This is a genomic window from Jatrophihabitans lederbergiae, assembly GCF_031845305.1.
In the GTDB taxonomy this organism is placed as follows: domain Bacteria; phylum Actinomycetota; class Actinomycetes; order Mycobacteriales; family Jatrophihabitantaceae; genus Jatrophihabitans_A; species Jatrophihabitans_A lederbergiae.
Genome location: NZ_JAVREH010000061.1, coordinates 1 through 19,782, shown reverse-complemented (window position 1 = coordinate 19,782; position 19,782 = coordinate 1). Strand labels below are relative to the sequence as shown.

15 protein-coding genes and 1 pseudogene are annotated in these 19,782 nt (G+C 67.0%); 4 read left to right on the top strand and 12 right to left on the bottom strand.

The window, feature by feature from the left end; all coding sequences use genetic code 11:
- Positions 1–137 precede the first annotated feature (137 nt).
- The gene (locus RM423_RS25975; RefSeq protein WP_396327821.1) at positions 138–956 is read right to left on the bottom strand and encodes a DUF998 domain-containing protein; all 819 of its coding nucleotides are present in this window, start codon (positions 954–956) and stop codon (positions 138–140) included.
- 75 nt (positions 957–1,031) lie between these two features.
- Between RM423_RS25975 and RM423_RS21540 the strand changes: the two genes are divergently transcribed.
- Complete coding sequence (locus RM423_RS21540) at positions 1,032–1,424, top strand: DUF2237 family protein (RefSeq protein WP_311425106.1); 393 nt, start codon at positions 1,032–1,034, stop codon at positions 1,422–1,424.
- Here the strand turns inward: RM423_RS21540 and RM423_RS21535 are convergent.
- From RM423_RS21535 to RM423_RS21500, 8 genes and pseudogenes are all read right to left on the bottom strand, one after another.
- Positions 1,410–2,237, bottom strand: coding sequence for an FAD:protein FMN transferase (locus tag RM423_RS21535; protein ID WP_311425105.1), 828 nt, complete (start codon positions 2,235–2,237; stop codon positions 1,410–1,412). The two genes, RM423_RS21540 and RM423_RS21535, sit on opposite strands and share 15 nt — an antisense overlap.
- Position 2,238: 1 nt before the next feature.
- On the bottom strand, positions 2,239–2,505 hold the full coding sequence (locus RM423_RS21530) for an FMN-binding protein (protein ID WP_311425104.1): 267 nt from the start codon (positions 2,503–2,505) through the stop codon (positions 2,239–2,241).
- 268 nt (positions 2,506–2,773) lie between these two features.
- Positions 2,774–4,153, bottom strand: a complete 1,380-nt coding sequence (locus RM423_RS21525) for a ferredoxin reductase family protein (protein ID WP_396327822.1) — start codon at positions 4,151–4,153, stop codon at positions 2,774–2,776.
- 2 nt (positions 4,154–4,155) lie between these two features.
- Positions 4,156–4,554 (bottom strand): hypothetical protein, encoded by a 399-nt coding sequence (locus RM423_RS21520; RefSeq protein ID WP_311425102.1) that lies wholly within the window; start codon positions 4,552–4,554, stop codon positions 4,156–4,158.
- 66 nt (positions 4,555–4,620) lie between these two features.
- The gene (locus RM423_RS21515) at positions 4,621–6,186 is read right to left on the bottom strand and encodes a sensor histidine kinase (protein WP_396327820.1); all 1,566 of its coding nucleotides are present in this window, start codon (positions 6,184–6,186) and stop codon (positions 4,621–4,623) included.
- A 19-nt stretch (positions 6,187–6,205) separates the two neighbouring features.
- Positions 6,206–6,919 (bottom strand): annotated as a pseudogene (locus RM423_RS21510) (response regulator transcription factor); the annotation flags it as partial.
- A 223-nt stretch (positions 6,920–7,142) separates the two neighbouring features.
- Positions 7,143–8,099 (bottom strand): DNA polymerase domain-containing protein, encoded by a 957-nt coding sequence (locus RM423_RS21505; protein ID WP_311425100.1) that lies wholly within the window; start codon positions 8,097–8,099, stop codon positions 7,143–7,145.
- A gap of 54 nt (positions 8,100–8,153) precedes the next feature.
- Complete coding sequence (locus RM423_RS21500) at positions 8,154–10,214, bottom strand: glycosyl hydrolase family 28-related protein (protein WP_311425099.1); 2,061 nt, start codon at positions 10,212–10,214, stop codon at positions 8,154–8,156.
- 227 nt (positions 10,215–10,441) lie between these two features.
- On the opposite strand from RM423_RS21500, the gene RM423_RS21495 reads away from it, so the two are divergent.
- Positions 10,442–10,585 (top strand): hypothetical protein, encoded by a 144-nt coding sequence (locus tag RM423_RS21495; RefSeq protein ID WP_311425098.1) that lies wholly within the window; start codon positions 10,442–10,444, stop codon positions 10,583–10,585.
- Positions 10,586–10,675: 90 nt separating this feature from the next.
- Here the strand turns inward: RM423_RS21495 and RM423_RS21490 are convergent, their stop codons facing one another.
- Both RM423_RS21490 and RM423_RS21485 read right to left on the bottom strand, forming a co-directional pair.
- Positions 10,676–13,846, bottom strand: a complete 3,171-nt coding sequence (locus tag RM423_RS21490; protein WP_311425097.1) for a putative Ig domain-containing protein — start codon at positions 13,844–13,846, stop codon at positions 10,676–10,678.
- Positions 13,847–13,937: 91 nt separating this feature from the next.
- Positions 13,938–16,427: a discoidin domain-containing protein gene (locus tag RM423_RS21485; RefSeq protein WP_311425096.1), complete on the bottom strand. Its 2,490-nt coding sequence runs from the start codon at positions 16,425–16,427 to the stop codon at positions 13,938–13,940.
- A gap of 153 nt (positions 16,428–16,580) precedes the next feature.
- Between RM423_RS21485 and RM423_RS21480 the strand changes: the two genes are divergently transcribed.
- Together RM423_RS21480 and RM423_RS21475 are read left to right on the top strand one after the other, a co-directional pair.
- Positions 16,581–16,736: a hypothetical protein gene (locus RM423_RS21480; RefSeq protein WP_311425095.1), complete on the top strand. Its 156-nt coding sequence runs from the start codon at positions 16,581–16,583 to the stop codon at positions 16,734–16,736.
- Between the two features lie 21 nt (positions 16,737–16,757).
- Positions 16,758–17,918, top strand: a complete 1,161-nt coding sequence (locus RM423_RS21475) for a glycosyltransferase (protein WP_311425094.1) — start codon at positions 16,758–16,760, stop codon at positions 17,916–17,918.
- Between the two features lie 37 nt (positions 17,919–17,955).
- On the opposite strand, the gene RM423_RS21470 is transcribed toward RM423_RS21475, so the two are convergent.
- Positions 17,956–19,200, bottom strand: a complete 1,245-nt coding sequence (locus RM423_RS21470; RefSeq protein ID WP_311425093.1) for an EAL and HDOD domain-containing protein — start codon at positions 19,198–19,200, stop codon at positions 17,956–17,958.
- Between the last annotated feature and the right edge of the window lie 582 nt (positions 19,201–19,782).

The following is a 19,782-nucleotide window of genomic DNA, read 5'->3' as shown; positions in this document are numbered from 1 at the left end:
CCCGCGTCATCAAAAGAAAGATGCCCAAATGGCACGTCAAACGCGCCCACCACGCCACCTGGCCCCGACCCCAACACCCACCCATCTACCAGATCACAACCCACTAACTGAACGGTATTAACCCTAGCCCGGAGCTTTCATGAGGGCGGCGGTGCACCCGACCGCGGACGACTCCCAGATGGAGCATGGTCCCCAGGATTCGATGGTTTACCGGCACGGGAGCCTGCCACGCGCGTCGGCCGACGCTGACTGGTGAGAAGTGCGAGTACCAAGGCGAGCGGGCACAGCGCCTCCGTACCGGCAAGGATGCGCTCGCTGAGGCCGAGCAGGTTTCCGCCTTGGAGTTCCACTGCAAGCCAGGCCAGCATCGCGACGAGCAGGACGGTGATGCCACGGGCTGATCGACGCCAGGGCAGACGGCACGCCGCCGGCCACAAGGCCAATGCGATGAACCCGAGCGCGGCCGCTGGAACATGGCCGGAGGATGGCTGCGGCAGCGCAGCGACTCCGATCGTGGCTGCGCCGCCCACCATGAGCAGTGCGCGCGGAACGAGGCCAGCGTCAGGTAGACCTGCCGCGGTCACCAGGTGGCACGCTCCCAGCATCGCCAGGCCGATCGTCATGATCCAGCGGTCGGTGACTCCATGGGCTGCCAGGGCGCTGATCGTGTCTCGGAGCGGATCAAAGCCTCGCGGCTGGACAGAGGCAGCCCAAGTCCAGCCACCGATCAGCGCAACCGGTGCAATGCCTGCAGATACCAACGCCCACCGATGCACGTCTCCAGTGTGCTGCACTCCTGCTCGGCACGGGACGCCCACCTCATCGATCGGCTTCGCCGACAACCGATAAACGCACTGAACACCGGGCGCTCGTCCTGCCGGGGCAAGCCCACGGGCTCTAACGCGGGTTTCTGATCGCTGCAACTGCAGGAAATCGACAGCTTGCGAAAACCGCATCATCGAACGCGTGACGACCTGGCCGGGCAGACCATCGGGTGTGCGACTGTAGCCGAGATGCGGGATGCTGAGGGGGTGACTGAACGCAACGTCCTCGGCGAAGAGCTGGAACCGTGTGGCACCGACCCGGTGACCGGTTTCTACCGCGACGGCTGCTGCAGCACCGGTCCTGAGGATCGCGGGAGCCACACGATCTGTGCGGTCGTCACCGCCGAGTTCCTCAACCACCAGCGCCGCATCGGCAACGACCTGGCGACCCCGATGCCGCAGTACGGCTTTCCGGGACTAACGCCAGGTGACCGCTGGTGCGTGACCGCTGTCAACTGGGCCCGTGCGTACAACGACGGCGTGGCGGCACCGGTGGTGCTGGCCTCGACCAACGAGGCGGTGCTCAGAATCGTGCCCCTGGAAGTGCTTCAGGAGTGCGCCATCGACGTCCCGCCCGACCTCAGTTCACTTGACGCGTAACCACGGCGGATTAGTGCCGGCTACACCCATAACAGCTGCCGCGTCAGCATGGGCCGCTGACGAATTAGGCCAGCCGCCGCTCGTCCCCATCTTGCCGTTGCTGTCGACGAGCAGGATCTCGTAACCCTCCACCGTGTCAGCCCAGTGCAGTGCCCGCGCACCCATGACGAACGCCGCGGTTGCGCACGCGTCGGCGTACGTCAGTGACGGTCCGACCACCGTGGCACTGGCGTAGCCCGTGACGGCGTGCCCGGTGAACGGATCGAGGATGTGCGCCCCACGCTCGGCCGTGCCGGACGTCGCGACCGCAATGTCCCGGCCGCTGACGACGGTAAGGATGCGGGAGCGATTCAGCGGATCCTCGATGCCGACACGCCACGGGCGCCCGGGCGCCGACTCCCCCACGAGTTGCATGTCGCCCCCGCCGTTGACGGCGTGGTTGACCGAACCGCGCGCCCGCAACAGTTCGCCGGCCCGTTCGATCGCCCAACCCTTCACCAGACTGGTCGGATCGAGCTTTCCGTTCGGCATAGCGCTGAAGCAGCCACCGGTCGCCGTCTGCACTCGCGCGCACAGCTCCAGCACGGTGAGAACGTCCGGGTGGGCATCAACAGCTCGCAGTTCACGGCGGCGGATGCGGCTGATGTCGCTATCAGGCTTATAGGTGCTGAACACCGTGTCCACGTGATGCAGCCACGCGACAACTTCGGCAATGACATCGGCCCACTCGCCCTGGTCGCGGATGTCGATGGTGAAAACCGTCCCCATGCAGTGCTCGACATGCACGGTCCGGTCCCGAAGAGCAACGGTCATCTCAGAGGCCTGCCTTATCGAGGGCGCTCTGCAGCGACTGGACGTAGCCTCCGCTGGTGACGGTGGCACCCGACACCATGTCGATGTTCGCACTCGTCGCGCCGACGCTCTCTTGCTGCAGCACCGGAATGGCATAGGCGTTGATCTGCTGGTCACGGCCGTTGTTCTGCGGGTACTCGACCGCGGTGGCGCTGGTGATCTTGCCGTTGGTGACGGTGATCTGGACCTGGACATTGCCCCACTGGGTGCTGACCGAGTCGCCGGTCACCGTCTTCGTCCCGGACGCAGACGATGCCGACGACGCAGCCGATGCCGACGACGACGGCGAGGCAGACGGAGCGGAGGACGAGGCAGCTGAATCAGAGCCAGACGAAGCAGAGCTGGTACCCGGCCCAACCGTGCTCACCGCGGCGGGTGGGGCGGCAACCGAGGCGGTGTGGGTCTTGAACGACAGGAGGGCTAGCACCCCTGCGACGGTGCTGGCGAATGCGAGTACAACGCGGCGCATGAGAGTTCTCTCTTCCAGTGATGGGAAATCAGAATTCAAAGGACTCGTGATGGATCTGCCTGCGCGGCACCTTCGCCGCACGCAGCGCGGCCACCACGGCCTGAGCCATGCCCTCGGGGCCACACACGTACACGTCGTAGCTGGACAGGTCCGGAAAGTTCGCGGTGAGCACTACCGGCGACAGTGGATCCCAGCCGAGTTGTGCACGGCTGCCGGTGACGACGTGCAGCCGGGCGCCACGCCGGGCGGCGATCACGCCCAGTTCCTGGCGAAACACCACGTCGGCATCTTGGTGAGCCCGATAGAGCAGCGCTACCTCACCCGGCAGCTCTTCGAACAGCGCGCGCAACGGGGTGATGCCGATGCCGCCGGCGATGAGCAGCACCTTGCGTTGCCGGCGCCGTACCGCGGTCATCGCTCCGTACGGGCCCTCTGCGTACACCCGGGTGCCGGGCCGCAGCCGGACCAGCGCCGCACTGTGCTCACCGAGGGCCTTGACGGTGATGCGCAGGGTGCCCCCCGCCGGAGCCGCCGACAGGGAGTACGGGTTGGACGCCCACCACAACTCGCGGGTCAGAAACCGCCAGCGGAAGAACTGACCAGCCTGCGCGCCCAGCTCGTCCAGATGCTTGCCCTCGATGACGATCGACACGACGCCGGGGCCTTCGGGGTAGACGTCCTGAATTCGCAACCGGTGCCGCAGCGTTTGCCGCACCGGGACGACGACGCGATACCAGAGGATTGCCGCGCCGACCACGGCGTACATCGCGGACCAGACGACGCGGGCGAGACGGTTGTCGATGAACTCGGCCCCGGTGGCAAACTGGTGGCTGAAGGCCAGCGCAATGGCCAGATAGGTATAGAGATGCAGGTAATACCAGGTCTCGTACCGCATCCGCCTACGCGCGGCACGCGCCGAAACGGCCCCGACACCGATGAACAGCAGGCCGCCGACCGTCGCCATCAGAACGTCCGGATAGCTCATCACCAGCGTGCCGCTCTGGCTGATGACGTTGGTGTGACCGGTGATCGAATATCCCCAGATGATCAGCAGCGCGTGCGCGGTGATCAGGCTCACCGTGTACCGGCCACCCTTGGCGTGCCAACGCGCGAGCTTGTCGGCCCCGATGCCACGCTCCAACGGCGGGATGCGGGCCATCAGCGCCACCAGGACCACGACCCCGTAGCCAGCCAGCAGCCCGGTCACCCGACCGGCGTTGGTGAGCCAGTCACCGAGGCCAGAGATGGCCCCGGTATTGCGCCACCACAGCCAGATCGCCGCCAGCGCACCGGCGCCGATGGCGGCCAGGACGGCGTTCGGATGCGCCCCTGTCTGCACCGAGCGAGGCGGTGCTGCCGGGGCGCCGGGCGACGGTGCCACGTCAATGGAAGACCGGTTCGTCAGCATGGTCATCGCACACTCCCGTCGCCGAGCAAGCCCTGGCGGCGGGCCACGGACTGCAGGTAGGCAGCGACCACCGGAGCCTCCGCGCCGCGGACGCAGACGCTCGCGCCGGCGTTCAGAGCCGTGAGGACGGCGTTCTCGTCGTCGCGGGCAGGCACCAGTGCCACGACGGTCACATCCGGCCAGCGCTCGAGCGCGGTGCGGATGCTTTCCGGTGTGTCGCACAGGGCGATTTCGGCCGACGGCGTGGCACCCTGCACGACCTGCCAGCTGCAGGTCGAGGCGGTGGGCGGCCCGGCCAGCGCCGCACGGAGCCGCTCCACGGACGGCGCAGCGCTGCCGAGGACGGCAAGCGTCACGGTTCCCGTCGGAAGGCCGTTCACAAGCGGGGTCGTTGAGGTCATGCTCTATTTATCGTCGTCCAGCCTGGGATCGGTCTGCGGTCAACCTGCAAGGTTGCTGTGAACGGGTCACGACGCGGTACTGGCCACGGTGGCCAAGGGCAGCTCGACCCGAAAGCACGCTCCCGCTCCGGCAGCGGTATCAACGCCGACCGTCCCGCCGTGACCGGCGACCAGGGCGGCGACGATCACAAGGCCCAGCCCCGTCCCGCCATCGACCCGGTTGCGGGAGGGATCAGCTCGGTAGAACCGTTCGAATACCCGGGCTGCCGCCTCAGCCGACAGGCCGGGGCCCTCGTCGGACACGGTCAGCGTCACCGACGGCTGTCCGCTGTCCGCGCCGATTCCGGTGGTCACGGTGACGGTCACCGGAGTTCCCGCGGGAGTGTGCTTGACGGCGTTGGTGAGCAGGTTCGCCAACACCTGGCGCAACCTGCCCGCGTCCCCGATGACGACCGGCGGCGGATCCGTGGTGCCCACCTTCAGCCGCACCGGACGGTCGGGAGCGACGGTCCGAATGTCCTGAACCGCATCGCCGGCAAGCGCGAGCAGGTCCACCGGCGCCTGCGTCAGCGGCCGCTCCTGGTCCAGCCGCGCCAACAACAGCAGGTCTTCGACCAGCACACCCATCCGCTTGCCCTCGTCCTCGATCCGGCGCATCAGGCGGCCGACGTCGGCATCATCGGTGACAGCGCCCTGCCGGTACAGCTCGGCGAACCCCCGGATGGTCGTCAGCGGCGAGCGCAGCTCGTGGCTGGCGTCCGCGACGAAACGCCGCATCCGCTCTTCGGACCGCCGCGCGGCAGCCTCCGAGCGGCGCATGCGTTCCTCCGACGAGCGGGCGGCCTGCTCCGAGGCTCCGCGCTCGGCGAACGCCGTTTCGATCTCGGCCAGCATGGTGTTGAGCGCCTGGGAGAGGTGGCCGACCTCGGTGCGCGGATGGGCTTGCGGCACCCGGTGGGTCAGGTCCCCGGCAGCGATCTGCGCGGCGGTGCGCTCGACCTCTCGCAGTGGCCGCAGGCTGGCCCGGACGATGACGTAACCGACGCCGGCCAGGACGACGAGCGTCGCCGCGCCGACGATCACCAGCAGCAGCACCAGGCGCTTCACCGTGCTCTGCACATCGGCCAGGCTCTGCGCGATCAGGACCGTGCCGGTCGATCCGTCGGTGAGAGTGACCGGCGAGGCCAACACCCGCCACTGGCCGTCACCGCGAACTGCGCCGACGGTGAACAAGTGCGACCCGGCCGCCGTGCTCTGCGCGCCGGTCAGGTGTGGCAACCGGGGCAACGGCTCGTCGGCGTTGACCAGCTTGCTGGTCGGACCCGACACAATCGTGCCGGTCGCGTCGGTGGTCTCGGCGACGTATGCGCTTGGCAGCCGCGATCCGCCGTGCCCATCACCGTCGCCGTTGTCGGTGCCCTGGTGCTCGGTGAGGGGACGTTGCACCGAGGCCAACTGGGTGTCCACCCGCCCGACCAGGTAGCTGCGCATGGTCGTGGAAGCGGCCACACCGGACCCGGCGAGAGCGAGAAACACCAGCAACAGCAGGGTGGCGACGAGCTTCACGCGCAAGGGCGTGCGCGCGCGTACCTGGGATACCCAGCCCGCGGCGGCGCTGACCGGTCCCAGCATTACGGCCGCGGCACACGCGCACGTAGCCGACACCGCGCAGGGTGTGCAGCAGCCGCGGCTCGGTGGTGTCGATCTTGCGACGAAGGTACGACACGTAGGACTCGACAACGTTGGCGTCCCCACCGAAGTCGTAACTCCATACGTGGTCGAGGATCTGGGCCTTGCTCAGTACCCGGCCACGGTTCTCCAGAAAGTAACGAAGCAGCTTGAACTCGGTCGGCGACAACGGCACGAGCTGCCCGTTCTTCCATGCCTCGTGGGTGTCGTCGTCCAGTTCGATGTCGGCGAAGGTCAGCCGCGCCGCCGGAGCGCCCGCGACGGTTCCGGCGGTGGCCCGGCGCAGCCCCGCGCGGATGCGTGCAAGGACCTCGTCCAGACTGAACGGTTTGGTGACGTAGTCATCGCCGCCGACGGTCAACCCGGTGATCTTGTCTTCGACGGCATCGCGAGCTGTCAGGAACACGACTGGGCACCGGTTGCCCTCTGCCGCCAGCCGGCGTACCACCTCGAACCCGTCGATGCCCGGCATCATCACGTCCAGAACCATCAGGTCCGGTTGGTAGTCCCGCGCCGCGCGCAGCGCCTGCTGCCCGTCGGTCGCCGTCTGCACCTCGAACCCGGCGTAGCGCAGGCTCGCGGACAGCAGCTCCACGATGTTGGGGTCGTCCTCGACGACCAGCAGCCGTGCCTCGGCGGTCTTCTGCTGGCTCACCGCATTGCCTTCCCTCACCATCGGAGCAGTCACTGTTCCAGTGTGGTGCCTGTCGATTCGTGTCGGCTGGCAACTAGCTGGGAGTTTCCTGAAAGCCATCGCCGTTGCTCCGCCGGTCGCACGGCCTCCGCGAACTCGACACCGACGGCGCGGCGGCTGTCCTCCGGCAGCTCGGTTGGACCTGCGATCCACCGCGGGATGGCATGGTGGAAAACCTGGCACAGTTCACCAAATGGTGACGTCCTCAGACCCCGGATTCACGACGCGCGCGTGCCCGGCGCTTGCCCTCGTGCATCGCCTGCACCCGAGCGACCGGAATCAGCCGTCCCTCCTCGATCAGTTCCGAGCTCAACCGCTGCGGCTCCGGCATCAACGCCGCCCACGGGTTCCCGTCCGACAGCAAATCCGCTGCTGTGTGCACGGTGAAATCCCCCGGCGAGACTCCGTCCAGCTCGCCCCAGGCCACCGGAAACGACACCGGCACGCCGGGTCGCAACCGCGGGCTGTACGCCGCCACGACCGTGGCGCCACCGGCGCGGGTAGAATCCAGAAAGACCTTGCCCTCGCGGTCCTCGCGCACGAACGCCGTGGTGGCGAGAGCCGGGTCGAGCCTTTCGGCTCGGACGGCAAGGGCGCGCGTCACCGCCGCCACCTCTTCCCGGGTGCAGCCGGTGACCGGCACCAACACATGCACGCCCTTCGCGCCGCTGGTCTTCACGGCACCGGCCAAGCCTGCGTCCGACAGCGCCTGGCGAACCAGGTACGCCGCCTGGACGGCCAATCCGAACGACGGACCCTCCGGCGGGTCGATGTCCAGCACCAGGTGCGTCGGCTGGTCCGGCTCGTCCATCTGGAACAGGGTCGGGTGATACTCCACCGCACGCTGATTGCCGAACCACAGCAGCGTCCGGCGGTCGTTGCAAAGCGCGTAGGACACCTCACGCTTGGACGAATCCGCCCACAGCGACACGGTCACCACCCAGGGCGGCGTGTACTTCGGCACGTTCTTCTGCATGAACGGTGCCTGGCCGGTGAGCACCCGCACCACCGACAGCGGCCGGTCACGCAACCCGGGAATGATCCGATCGCGCACGGCGTCGAGATAGTCCACCAGCTGCCGCTTGGTGGCGCCTGCTCCGTCGAACAGCGGCTGGTCGAGATTCGTCAGTGTGACGCCGTCGCGCACCTCATCTGTGCTCATGGCCCCATCCTGCCCCGAGTGGCGGCAGGGCGGTGGCTAGCTAATACAGCTAGCTCACCACGCGGACGGTGCGGGCGGCGCCACGACCGGCGGCCGGTCGTCGCAGGTGATGGTGTTCGGCAGCTCCCACGGCGCCAGCCACGGTCCGGTCGTCCCGCCCCCGTCGTTGCCGCCGAGGTCCAGCAGCGAGAACTCCGAACCGGCCGGTGAGAAGTGGAACGATCCGCAGTTGTTCACGCCGACCGCGCCGACGTTGCGGGCGTCCACGTTCTCGAACGTCGCGGATCCGGCCGACCGGGCGCTGACCACCGACGTCCCCGTGCCGTCCACCTTGATGTCCTTGAAGTGCACTCCGGTGATGGAGAACTGGTCTTTCACCGGGAAGTCGGTGACCAGCAGAATCGCATTGTAGGTGTTGTCCAGGAAGTTGTCGCCGACCACCTCGATGTTGGCGTCGATGTTCCTCTCCAGTGCGTAGAACCAGATCGCCCCGAGGCCGATCTTCCAGTTCAGCTCGAAAGTCCCGGCCCGGACCGTCGTGTTGTCCGTGATCCACACGTGCCCGGTGAACGGCTCGGCACCGAAGCGTGACCCGATGTGGATGCCGCTGCCCTCACGGATCGGGTCCGCGATCAGGTTGTTCGACACGGTGTTGTCGGTGCCACCGTAGAGCGCGATGCCGTTGGCAAGCACCGGCGTCTGCACGGTGTTGTGGTCGAACACGTCGTGAGCATCCTCGATCTTCTCCGACCACATGGCCAGCCCGTCGTCCCCGGTGTTGCGCAGGAAGTTGTTGGATACCAGAGAATTCGTTACCCCGGTGTGGAAGTTGATACCGTCGGCGATCTGATCAGCGATGACGTTGTGGGTGATCCGCAGGTTCGTCATCGGACCGTCGAACCACATGCCCACCTTGGTGTGGTGGATGTACAAACCTTCGATCGTGGAGTCGCTCAGCGCGCCGCCGATACCGTTCACCTGGTCGGTGTCGATGCGCTCGCGAACGTCACCCTCGATGGCGAAGCCGGACAGGTGGACGTTCCTGCTGCCACCCACTGAGGCCTCCTTGCCGTAGAAGCCGACACCGGTGTGCACCGATCCGTCCGGTGCCGGTGTCGCGAGGGTGACCTGGTGGCCCTTGATGATCGTGTACCAACTGCCGGCGCCCTCGATCGTCACATGGTCCACGATGATGTGCCGGTTGACCTGGTAGGTGCCCGGCGGAATGTAGACCTTCAGGTGCCAGCGCTTGGCGAAGGCGATCGCCTTGTCGAACGCACCGGCCGAATCGCGTCGACCGGACGGATCAGCCCCGAACAGCAGCACATTCGCCGCGCGGAGATCGACGTGCGGGGCGGCGACGCGCTCGGAATCCAGCAGGTCGATGACGGTGGAGACGCCCCGGCTCCCGCGCGGAACCGCCAGCCGTACGGTGCTCCCCGCGGCGTAGGTACGCCCCAGTAGCAGGCGTTGCTCGTCGTAGAAGTGGTTCGGCCGGAACGGCGTCGCGATCGTCGGGGCAGGCGTCGTCGCAGCCGGCACGCAGGAGCACTCGGTGATCCACCAGTCCGGGTGGAGCACGCCGGCGTTCGGATCGTTGGAGAAGGGGTACAGATTGTACAGCCAGGCGTACCGCGACGTCAGGGTCATGCTCTTCTTGTGGCCGCCGTCGACCGTCACGTTCAGCCGCGCGGTGATCCCGCCACCGGTGGGCGCGTCCGGAATGCTGTAGCGCACGGTGATCGCGTTTGCCGCGCCGGGCAGGGTGAAATCGACGAACTCACCGGAACTGAGGCTCACCGCCTTGCGGCCCGACGCCTCCGCCGCCAGCGTGTACGCCGACCGGTCCGGGCCGATCACCGTGCCGTTCGTCGAGGCATTCTCGGCCTCCTGCTCGGCGAAGTCGACGCTGGCACCACGACCCGCGACCAGGGACGGAGCTAGGCCGGCACGGGTGACCACGGGGGACGCGGGAGCCGGAGCAGCTGACGCGGCGCCGGTTCCGACGGCGACGGTGAGGCCCAGGGTGGCCGCCGTCGTGACAGCGAGCGCGGCAACCAAGCGCGGGGACGGGTTGAATGTGCGCACCGCAAATCCGGGAAGGGTGGGTGACATCGAAGGGCTCGTTTCACTTGAAGAGGCCGAGGCTTGTCGACGCTCAGACGTACGTCGGGAGGGTGCAGCGACCATAAGACTCCACGTCCGACATCACAAGGGGTTGCGCAGATATTAAGCAGAAGTGCCGTACAGCTACAGCTATCTGTTCAGTTCTTGCAGGAGTGCACGCTAGTTCGCACCGACCGGTTGGCATCTGAACCGACGTTGCGGGTAAGCAGGAAGGCATGACATCGAAAGTGTGGTTCATTACCGGAACCTCGCGCGGCTTCGGCCGCGAGTGGACGATCATCGCCGAGAAGGACTACGAATCCCGGCTGGCTACCTGGCGCGAATGGCAGCGCGTCTCGCAGCTGGCCCAAGGCGAGTAACCACCGCCCGGAATCGGTATCCCTCCCATCGCACCACAGAGCTCGCACGCTCAGCAGGCGTCCAGCGCACGGAGCTCTGTGGTCTGCGGGTCAGAAACCGCTGTTGCCCGCGCCCCGGACGAAGGTGTAACCGGCCGGGTTCGACAGGCCGCCGGAGGTCGCTCCACTGACCGTCACGTACGACAGCGCGGCGCTTCCGGTCACCGCGTCGGTCTGGATGCCATAGGTGCCGGCGCCGGCGATCGTCACGTGGTCCAAGGACAGGTTGGTGATGGCGTGGCCGCCGTGGCTCAGCAGGACCGCCTCATTGGTGCTGTTGCTGATGGACAGATTGGCCACCACCGTGGGGGAGGTGATGTCCGCGGTGTCGGCGTAGATCCACAGCGCCGGCATGACGGTGTTGAGGTACGGGTCGTAGCCGCCGGTGCGGACCAGGGTGTTGCGTTGCACCGAGGTGGTGCCGCTGAAGGGAACCGGGCTGAATCTGGTGCTGACGGCCACTCCGGCAGAGGCGGTCACGCTGTCATAGACAGCATCGTCCTCCACCCGGTTGGAGGTTCCCCCGTACACCCCGATGAGGTTGCCCAGCATCGGTAACTGCACGTTGTCGAAGAGGAAGCCGCACCGGGTGACGGGGCTGCCCTCTGAGAACATCGCCAAACCGTCATCGCCGGTGTTGCGTACGGTGCTCTGGGTGAACTGGCTGTCCTGAACGTCGGCGTGGATGTTGACCCCGTCGGCGAAGGTGTCCCGGATGCGCACACCCGTGACGAGCAGGCCGCGAGTTCCCGAGTCGATCCACATGCCGACCTTGGTGTGCTCTATCCAGACGTTCTGCACGCTCGATCCGGTACCGAAGTTACCCTCTATGCCGGTGTCGAAGTTCTGGTCGTCGCGGTAGCGGACGTCGCCGGCTATCAGCAGGTCGGCGATATGCACGTCATTACCGGTAGCGAAGAAGCCGCCCTTTCCGTTGGCCCCGCGCACGGTGGTGTACCACTCGCCGGCACCTCGGACGCTGACGCCCGCCAGGTTGATCCGGCTGGAGACGTTGAACGTTCCCGCCGGCAGCCACAATCCCGAGTTGCTCGACTTCGCCGCGGCGACCGCACTGTTGAGGGCGCTCGTGTCGTCGGCACCGTCGTTGGCGACAGCGCCGTAGGAGGTTGCCGACACGTACCCGGCCGGCTGGGTGGTAGCGGCTGCGACCTGCTCCGTGTCGATCAGGTCGATGTCGTAATGGGCCGCGGTGTCGGCGGCGTCCCGCTGCAGGGTCAGCGTGGTGCCCGCCGGCCAAGATCCGATCTGGGCGTGGATCTCGTCGAAGAAGTGGTGCGGCGACCCCTGGGATACGACGTTGGTATAGGGATACCCCCCGTACACCCAGCTGTAGACCGATGTCAGCGACAGGTCGGCGACCTTCGTCGAGTTTGCGTACAGGCTCAACGGAGCGGTCTGCCCAGCGCCGTCGGCCGAATCCGGGATCGAGTAGCGCACGACGATCGAGTTGGTCGGCTGGGTCAGGGTGAACCTGACATACTCACCGGCGGCGGAAAGTCGGACCGCGCGCCGGCCGGATGCTTCCGCGGTCTCGTCCAGATACGTGGTGCTGGCCGCCAGCACGGTTCCGGTCGTGCTGGCCGACTCTGCCTCGTACTCGGTGTACGGCACCGTCGCGCCGCGGCTGGCCAGAACCTGACCGGAGGAGACCGTGACATTGTCGAGGCTGACCTGCGCGCTGTCAGCGCCCGCGTGCCGATAGGTGATCGCGTTCAAGCCGGCTCGCAGCACGACGCTCTGGCTCGCGGTGAGCCAGCCACTGCCTGCAGGCAGGCTCAGCTGCCCGACTGCCAGGTCGTTGGCGCTGACGCCGATGGTCTGCGTTGTGCCGGTGGTGTTGAGATAGCGCACCGTCACGGTGGCGGCGCCGGCCGCGGTGGCGCTGACCGAGATGGTGGTCCGGGCGCCGACCGTGCCGAAGCTCGTGAGGTATCCGGCGCCGGTGTAACCCGACGTGGCCGCGGACGTTACGGGGCCACCCGCGAAGAACGCGGTCTCGGCCTCGTAGGTCTGTCCTGAGCCGGCGGCGTTGACCGTCCACGAGAAGCTCGCCTGCGCGCTCGCGGCTGCCGCGTCCTTGGCCGTCACGGTGACCGAGTACGTCCCGGCGGTCGTCGGGGTGCCGGAGACCACCCCGGCGGACGAGACGGACAGCCCGGCTGGCAGTCCGGTGGCAGCGAAGGTGTACGGCGGGGTGCCCCCGGCAGCAGTCAGCTGCAGCGAGATCACGCTACCCACGGTCGAGGTCTGACCTCCGGGGTTGGTCACCGAGACCGGCGTCGGTGCGGCCGCGGCGACGGTGAGGTTGTCGAGGTTGACGTTGCCGCTGTCCGAGGTGTCATACCGGTAGGAGACCGTGGAGTCGGCCGCCAGCGTCACTGTGTCGACGTGGGTGCTCCAGCTGTTCCAATCCGTGGTCGCGGGCAAGCTGATCTGGCTGGACTTCTGACCGTTGACGTATAGCGAAAGGGTGTGCGGCGAACCGGTGCCATTGGCATAGCGCAGCGCCAGGCTGACCGAGCCGGACGAGGACGGGCTGAAGGTGATCGCAGCCGTGCCCTTGTTGGCATCGGTGAAACCTCCGACGAATCCGGTGCCGGTGAACCCGGTGTGGTCCGAGCCCACCACCGCGCCGCCGGCCAGCACAGTGTTCTCGGCCTCCAACTGCACCGACGCCGGAGCGGCTGCCGGGGTGAGGGCCAGAGCATCCAGGTTGACATTGCCACTATCGGCGCTGCCGAACGCCACGGCTATGGTGGCCGCGCCCGCCGGCAGCGTGATCGTCTCGGTGTGCGTGGTCCAGGTGTTCCAATCGGCGGTTGCCGCAAGCGTGAGCTGTCGCGAGCCGCCGCCACTGACCGTCATGGTCAACGTCATCGTCGCGGACGTGCCGTTGGCGTAGCGCAGCGAGGCCGTGTACGCCCCTGCCGTGCCGTTGTTGACCGAGAAGGTGGTCGCCGCCCTGCCCTTGTTGGCGTCGGTGTAGCCGCCGACGAACCCAGTGCCGGTGTAACCGGTGTGGTCCGAGCCGAATACCACGCCCCCGGACAGCGACGCGTCCTCGGCCTGGTAGGTGGTGGTCGCGGCGGCGGCGGCCGACGCCGCGGCGGCGTGCGCCCCGAGCGCGCCCGAGGCCAAGGCGAGGGCCACCAGCACGGCGAGTAGCTGCCTCAGCCGAAAGCGGGATGCGGACAGGGTCACGGATGTTCCTTCCAACTCGCCGGCTCGACGAGGCGTGCGGGTGGCCGCAGCCGGAGCGGCGGATGGACGGAGCGGGTCAGTGAGAACAGCCTCAGGAGGCGTAGACCTCGAACTCGGCCACCTGCGCGGCGGGCCAGCCGGTGTTGCCGGTGACCTCGACCCTGACGTAGCGCTCCTGGGCGGCCGCGAACGTGACATTGGCGGTGTTGTTGTTGGTTCCCGGATCGAGGGCGTAGTCACTGGCGGGGCTCAGCGTGCTGAAGTGCACGCCGTCCGAGCTACCCGAGACCGCGAACCTCTCGGTCCGGCCGCCCCAACCGCTGTTCAATTTCAGCGCGACTCGGGACACCGCCTGGACACCGCCGAGATCGACCGTCAGAGTCTGCGGAAAGGCGTTGGCGGCGCTTTCCCAGTAGGTGTCGGTATTGGAGTCAGTGGTGTTGGCTGCGGGGAATCCGCCGATCTCACTGCTGGCCGTCACCGACTTGCCGGCTGCCAGGTTGCCGACGGTGCTCTGCACCACCTTGCCCTGCAGGTACACCTGGTAGCGACCGGCGGGCGTTCCGTCCGAGATGGTCAGCGCGCCGGTGCGATCTCCGTGCGCGGTCGGAAGGAAGACGATCCGCACGGCGCAGGACGCGTGCGCGGGCAGCGACGTCGGGCAGTCCGTCGAGATCGAGTACGTCCCGGTGGTGCTGATCGACTCGATATGCGCTGACCGAGAGGTGGGGTTGGTGACGGTCACCGTCTGCGGCTCGCTGGGACTGCCGATGCCGTCCGTCACGAACTGCAGGTTCTGCGCGCTGATGGTGAGTGCGCCCGGCGCCGGGTAGCCGCAGTGGGTGTCGGACCAGCCGTAGCTGTCACGCGCGGTGATGGTGAATCCCGAGGAGCAGTCGTAGCGTCCGCCGGCGCCGAGTTGGGTTGCGACGACGTGGTTGAAGGTCGCGGCGCCGGGTGCGTTCAGCTGCACGGCGAACGTGCCCGTCTTGACGATCAGATCATGGTCGAAGCGCACATTGGTGATCGTCGATCCCACGAACTGCACCGCCTCGTAGGAGCTGTCGTAGATAACGTTGTGATCGACATCCACCACGCCGCTCATCGGCTCGTCCGCAGCGTAGAACCACATCGCGCCCTCTCCGATGTGGGTGGCCAGGTCGATGCTGCCGGTGCGCACCAGCACATTGCCGGTGATCTTGGTGTCGCCGGCCAGCGGCACCGCGCCGAACCGGTTGCCGACGTGGATGCCACCGCCCTGGGTGAGGCTGTCGGTGGCCAGATTGCCGATGACCCGGTTGTCGCTGCCGCCATACACGGCGAAGTTGTTGGCCAACGTGGGAATCTGCACGGTATTGCGCGCAAAGACATCGCCGGTATCAGGGTGGTGCTCGGACCACATCGCCAGGCCGTCGTCACCGGTGTTGCGGACGAAGCTGTCGGTGACGGAGGAGTTGGTGATCCCGTCGTGGAAGTTCACACCGTCGGCGGTCTGGTCGAGAATCCGTAACCGGCTCAGGCGCAGGCCGTCGAACGGGCCGTCCAACCAGGCACCGACCTTGGTGTGCTGGATCCAGATGTCGTCGGCGCTCGAATGTGCCAGCGACCCGCCGATGCCGTTTACCTGGTCCGCGTCGACGCGCTCCGTCGTCTCGCCCATGATCGCGAAGTCCGACAGCCGGACGTGCGAGCTGGCATGCGGGGCGTAGTTGCCGTACACGCCGACACCGCTGCCATGCAGGACGGAGTACCACGGGCCGGCGCCCCTGATGGTGACCCGGTCGACAATCAGGTGCCGGGTAACGGTGAAGGTGCCGCGGGGCAGCCACAGCGTCCGACGCTGCGATGAGGCGGCGTCGATCGCCCGCTGAATGGCGTCGCTGGAATCTACGGCGCCGGTTGGGTCCGCGCCGAAGTCGAGCACCGACAGGGAGCCGGCCGGCTGCCTGCCCGGGGCCGCCACTTGTTCGAAGTCGGCGAGGTCGACCACGGCCCACGCCAGCTTCGCGGTGTCGGCCAGCGTCAGCCGCACCCGGGTGCCGGCGGGCAGTGTCTTGCCGAACATCAGCCGGGAGTCGTCATAGAGCTGGCGGCGTCCACCGTCCGCCGGATCGTTGCTCCACGGGTACTGGCCGTAGTACCAGCTGTAGCGCGAGGTCACCGCCAACGAGCTCGCGTGCGCGCCATTGACCTGCACTGCGAGCTCGCCGTCGAGGCCGGCGCCGTTCGGGGAGTCCGGAACGCTGTAACGCACATCTACGGCGTTGGCGGCCCGGGCCAACCGGAACTCGACATACCTGCCGGCTGCGTCGAGACGAACGGCCTTGCGGCCGATAGCTTCGGCGGCAAGCGTGCCGTAGGCGCGGTCCGGTCCGATCACCGTGCCGGTCGTCCGGGCATCTTCGGCCTGGTACTCGCGAAACGGCAGGTGCGCGCCCACCGCGCTGAAGCGCGCCGCGCCACCGGCCCCGCCGAGCGGCAGGGCAGCCGCAGCGGCGGGTGAACCGGTTGCTGCGGGTAAGGCAGTAGCGGACGCCGGCCCAGCGCAGGCGAGCGCCAGCCCTGCCAGCAGGACGGTCACGGGGCGAAGTCGGAGCGGCAAGCGTTGCATGGGCGTCCTCGATGATCGGTTACAGCCTGATTTCCGCAGTGTCGCCACACTATACTCGGCGACACTTCCCCGCAAGACTCTGACAAAGATTCGTAAATCCTTAATCAGTTCGAGCAATCATGCATGTGCCCGCCGTATCGCAAGCACGGGTGGCAGGCCGCGCAGCATAAAGGCTTCGACGACATCGCAGCAGCCGCACCTGCCGAACCGCCGCTGACCACCATCTACAACCCGCTGTACGAGATGGGTGGCACCGCGGTCATCCGGTCCTCGACCTAGCGGGGATGGCATGCTGCCCCGGTGCTATTCCTGTTCACCTTCGCCGGCGGCAACGGCCACTTCCTGCCGACGCTGCCGATCGCACGCGAGCTGGCAGCGCGTGGGCATCAGGTTCGTTACGCCTGCCAGGAGCTGATGGTTCGCACGGTCGAGGCGGAGGGCCTCATTGCCATTGCCAGTGGGGGCAGGACCTTGCTCGATCCGTCCGCACGCCGGCCACTCGTGACCCTGGACCGGAACGCCGAGGAGCAGGCGGTCCGCGGCACCTTCGCTGGGCGGATCGCGACCGAACGGGCCGGACGGGTCCGGGAGATTGCCGGTCACTGGAAGCCTGACGCGATCATCCGGGACGAGCTGGACTTCGGTGCCGCCGTCGCCGCGGAGGCACTGGAAATCCCGCACGCCGGCGTGACCGTGCTGGCGGCCGGCGGCATGATCCGCGCCGCCCTGGTCGCCGATCCGCTGACCGCGTTGCGAGCCCAATACGGGCTGGGCGCGGACCCGGCCCTGAGCATGCTGCACCGGTACCTGACGCTGACCCCGGTACCGCCGAGCTACCGGGACCCGACGGACCCGCTGCCGTCGACGGCCCATCACCTGCGTCCGGCGGTACTGGAAGCCGTCGGCGACACCGGCCCGGCGCCGCCCGGTGACCGGCCCACCGTGTACTTCACCCTGGGCACGATCTTCCATCAGGAGTCGGGCGATCTCTTCGGCCGCGTACTCGCCGGACTGCGCGACCTGGCCGCCGATGTGATCGTCACCGTCGGCCGCGAACTGGACCCGCGCGAGCTCGGCGAGCAACCGGCACACGTCCGGGTCGAGCGGTTCATCCCGCACGCCAGCCTGCTACCGCACTGCGCCGCGGTCGTCTCACACGCCGGGTCCGGCAGCGTGATCGGTGCCTTGGCCTTCGGTGTTCCCTCCGTGCTGCTGCCGATGGGTGCCGACCAGCCGTTGAATGGCGACCGGTGTGCCGCACTCGGGGTCGCCAAGGTTCTCGACCCGGTGACCTGCAGCCCACAGCAGGTCGGGCAGGCCGTGCTCGACGTGCTCGACGTGCCGTCCTACCGCGCCGCCGCGAGCCGGCTGCGGATCGAGATCCGCGAGCTTCCCCACGCCGGGCACGGGGCAGACCTGGTGGAACGGCTGGCCATCGGCCGCGGCCCGATCGTGGAGTAACGGCCGCCCAACGCCTCATACGGTTGCAGCCGTGCGGTTATTCGACAGTGGCGGCATGACTGACGGCCCAGGCGAACGCACTCGCGAACGCAACGTCGAAATCAGCCGAGGCGATGTTGCTCAGCATCGGCGGAAGCGTCGGCGATCCCGTTTGGTAATCGATGACGTCCCGCACGATCTCTGCCAACGGGCTCGTGGAGCCGAACGCGCCTTCTCGTAACTCGTCAGTCAGCGGCAACGTACTGGCCAGTTCCTCGGCCGGCACGTCGAGTAACACGTCGAAAGCCGAAATCATCCCGGCGGCAAAAGCCGTTTGACTCGATACCGATGGCACCAGCACTGAGAGCAGCTCACACGCTCGCGCGCGGATGAGGACGGTCAATAGCGTGTCGTACGAACTGGCGCCCACCGAGTGCGCGAGTAATAGCGCGATCCAGCCCTGAATCCGCCTGGTGCCGAGCAGCACGACTGCCTGCCGGATGGTGCCGACGTTGCGCAGCATCCCGCCCAGCTGGCCGGTCGCCGCCAACTGCAGAACCTGGTGGGTGAGCCCCGGTTCGCCGCGCAGGATGCGTTCCAGCTCGTCGAGGTCCACCTCGTCGCCCGCGAGCGTGGCGGCGAGCTTGATACGGGCCAGGGTGCTCGGTTCGAGCACCCGCCGCGACATGATCTTCGGACGCTCTATCGCATAACCCTGGAACAGATCGAATCCAAGCCGCTTCAGCCGCGGCAATTCCGTCGCGTCCTCTACCTTCTCTGCCAGCAGACACACGGTGTACGGACGGATCTTGTCGATCAACACGGAAAGGTCATTGCCCCGCACGGCCTGGACGTCGATCTTCACATAGGATGCTAATTCCAGAAATTCCTCGGCACCTTCAAACCAGGTGAAGTCGTCGAGTGCGAATTCATAACCTCGACGGCGCAATCGGTGACAACCCTCCAGCACCTCACGTTCCGGCATAACGGTCTCGAGAATCTCGATCACCGTGCTGGCGGGCGGTAACGTTATAGGCATTGCCTCGACGAGCAGGCCACGATCGGCATTGCAGAATACGAGCTTGGAGCCGACGAGGTATCGCAGGCCGATATTCAGAGCCCCATAAAGTACCTCGTTCGTCATCTCGTCGCCCGAGAGCTTCGATTGCGCCGGGCCCTCGCCGTCGACAGTCCGGAACAGCAGCTCGTAACCGATCGCGTCACCACTGGCGTCGGTGATGGCCTGCCGCCCGACCACCAAGCGGCTTGCTGGATGCGGCTCGTCGGTCAGGTGCCGGGCCACGGTCTGTGTACGCGGTGGGCTGGGGATCACGAACCGTCTCTCTGATGCGGGGCGTATGACACCCGTCTTCATACCACAAGACCCCGTTGCGGTGACTGCATGTAATCGCCGAGGCACCGCGTATAACTTCGTGACGGGCTTTTTCAGGAGTTCCGATCGGGTAATTGAAACCGGCCGGGCGGTCTTTAATGGAGCGACTTGTGGCAGTCACCGACAGCCGAACGCGTCCAGACAGAAGCCGCAAAGCCGTCAGCGACAACCTCCTGCATGTCGAAGAGCTCGCTCAGGTACCGCACGGGACGGCCGATGGAAGACCAGAACACATTCCACAGCTAGGTCGGCCGGCGGTCGATCAGTTCCCCACTCGCTTGGACGGCCAATGACCGACGAGGAAATCATCCAGGAATTCCTGGTTGAGAGCCGAGAGAACCTCGACCAGCTGGATCAGGACCTAACCCGAAACTTTCACGCAGCGCCTGTTGGTCGTCGTTGTTGAGGCGGAAGCCTCTGTGGTTTCCGATTGTGCCGTGGGGGCATGACAATTTGGCCGAGTCGCTCGGTTCGCCGGTTCCACATGCCGGT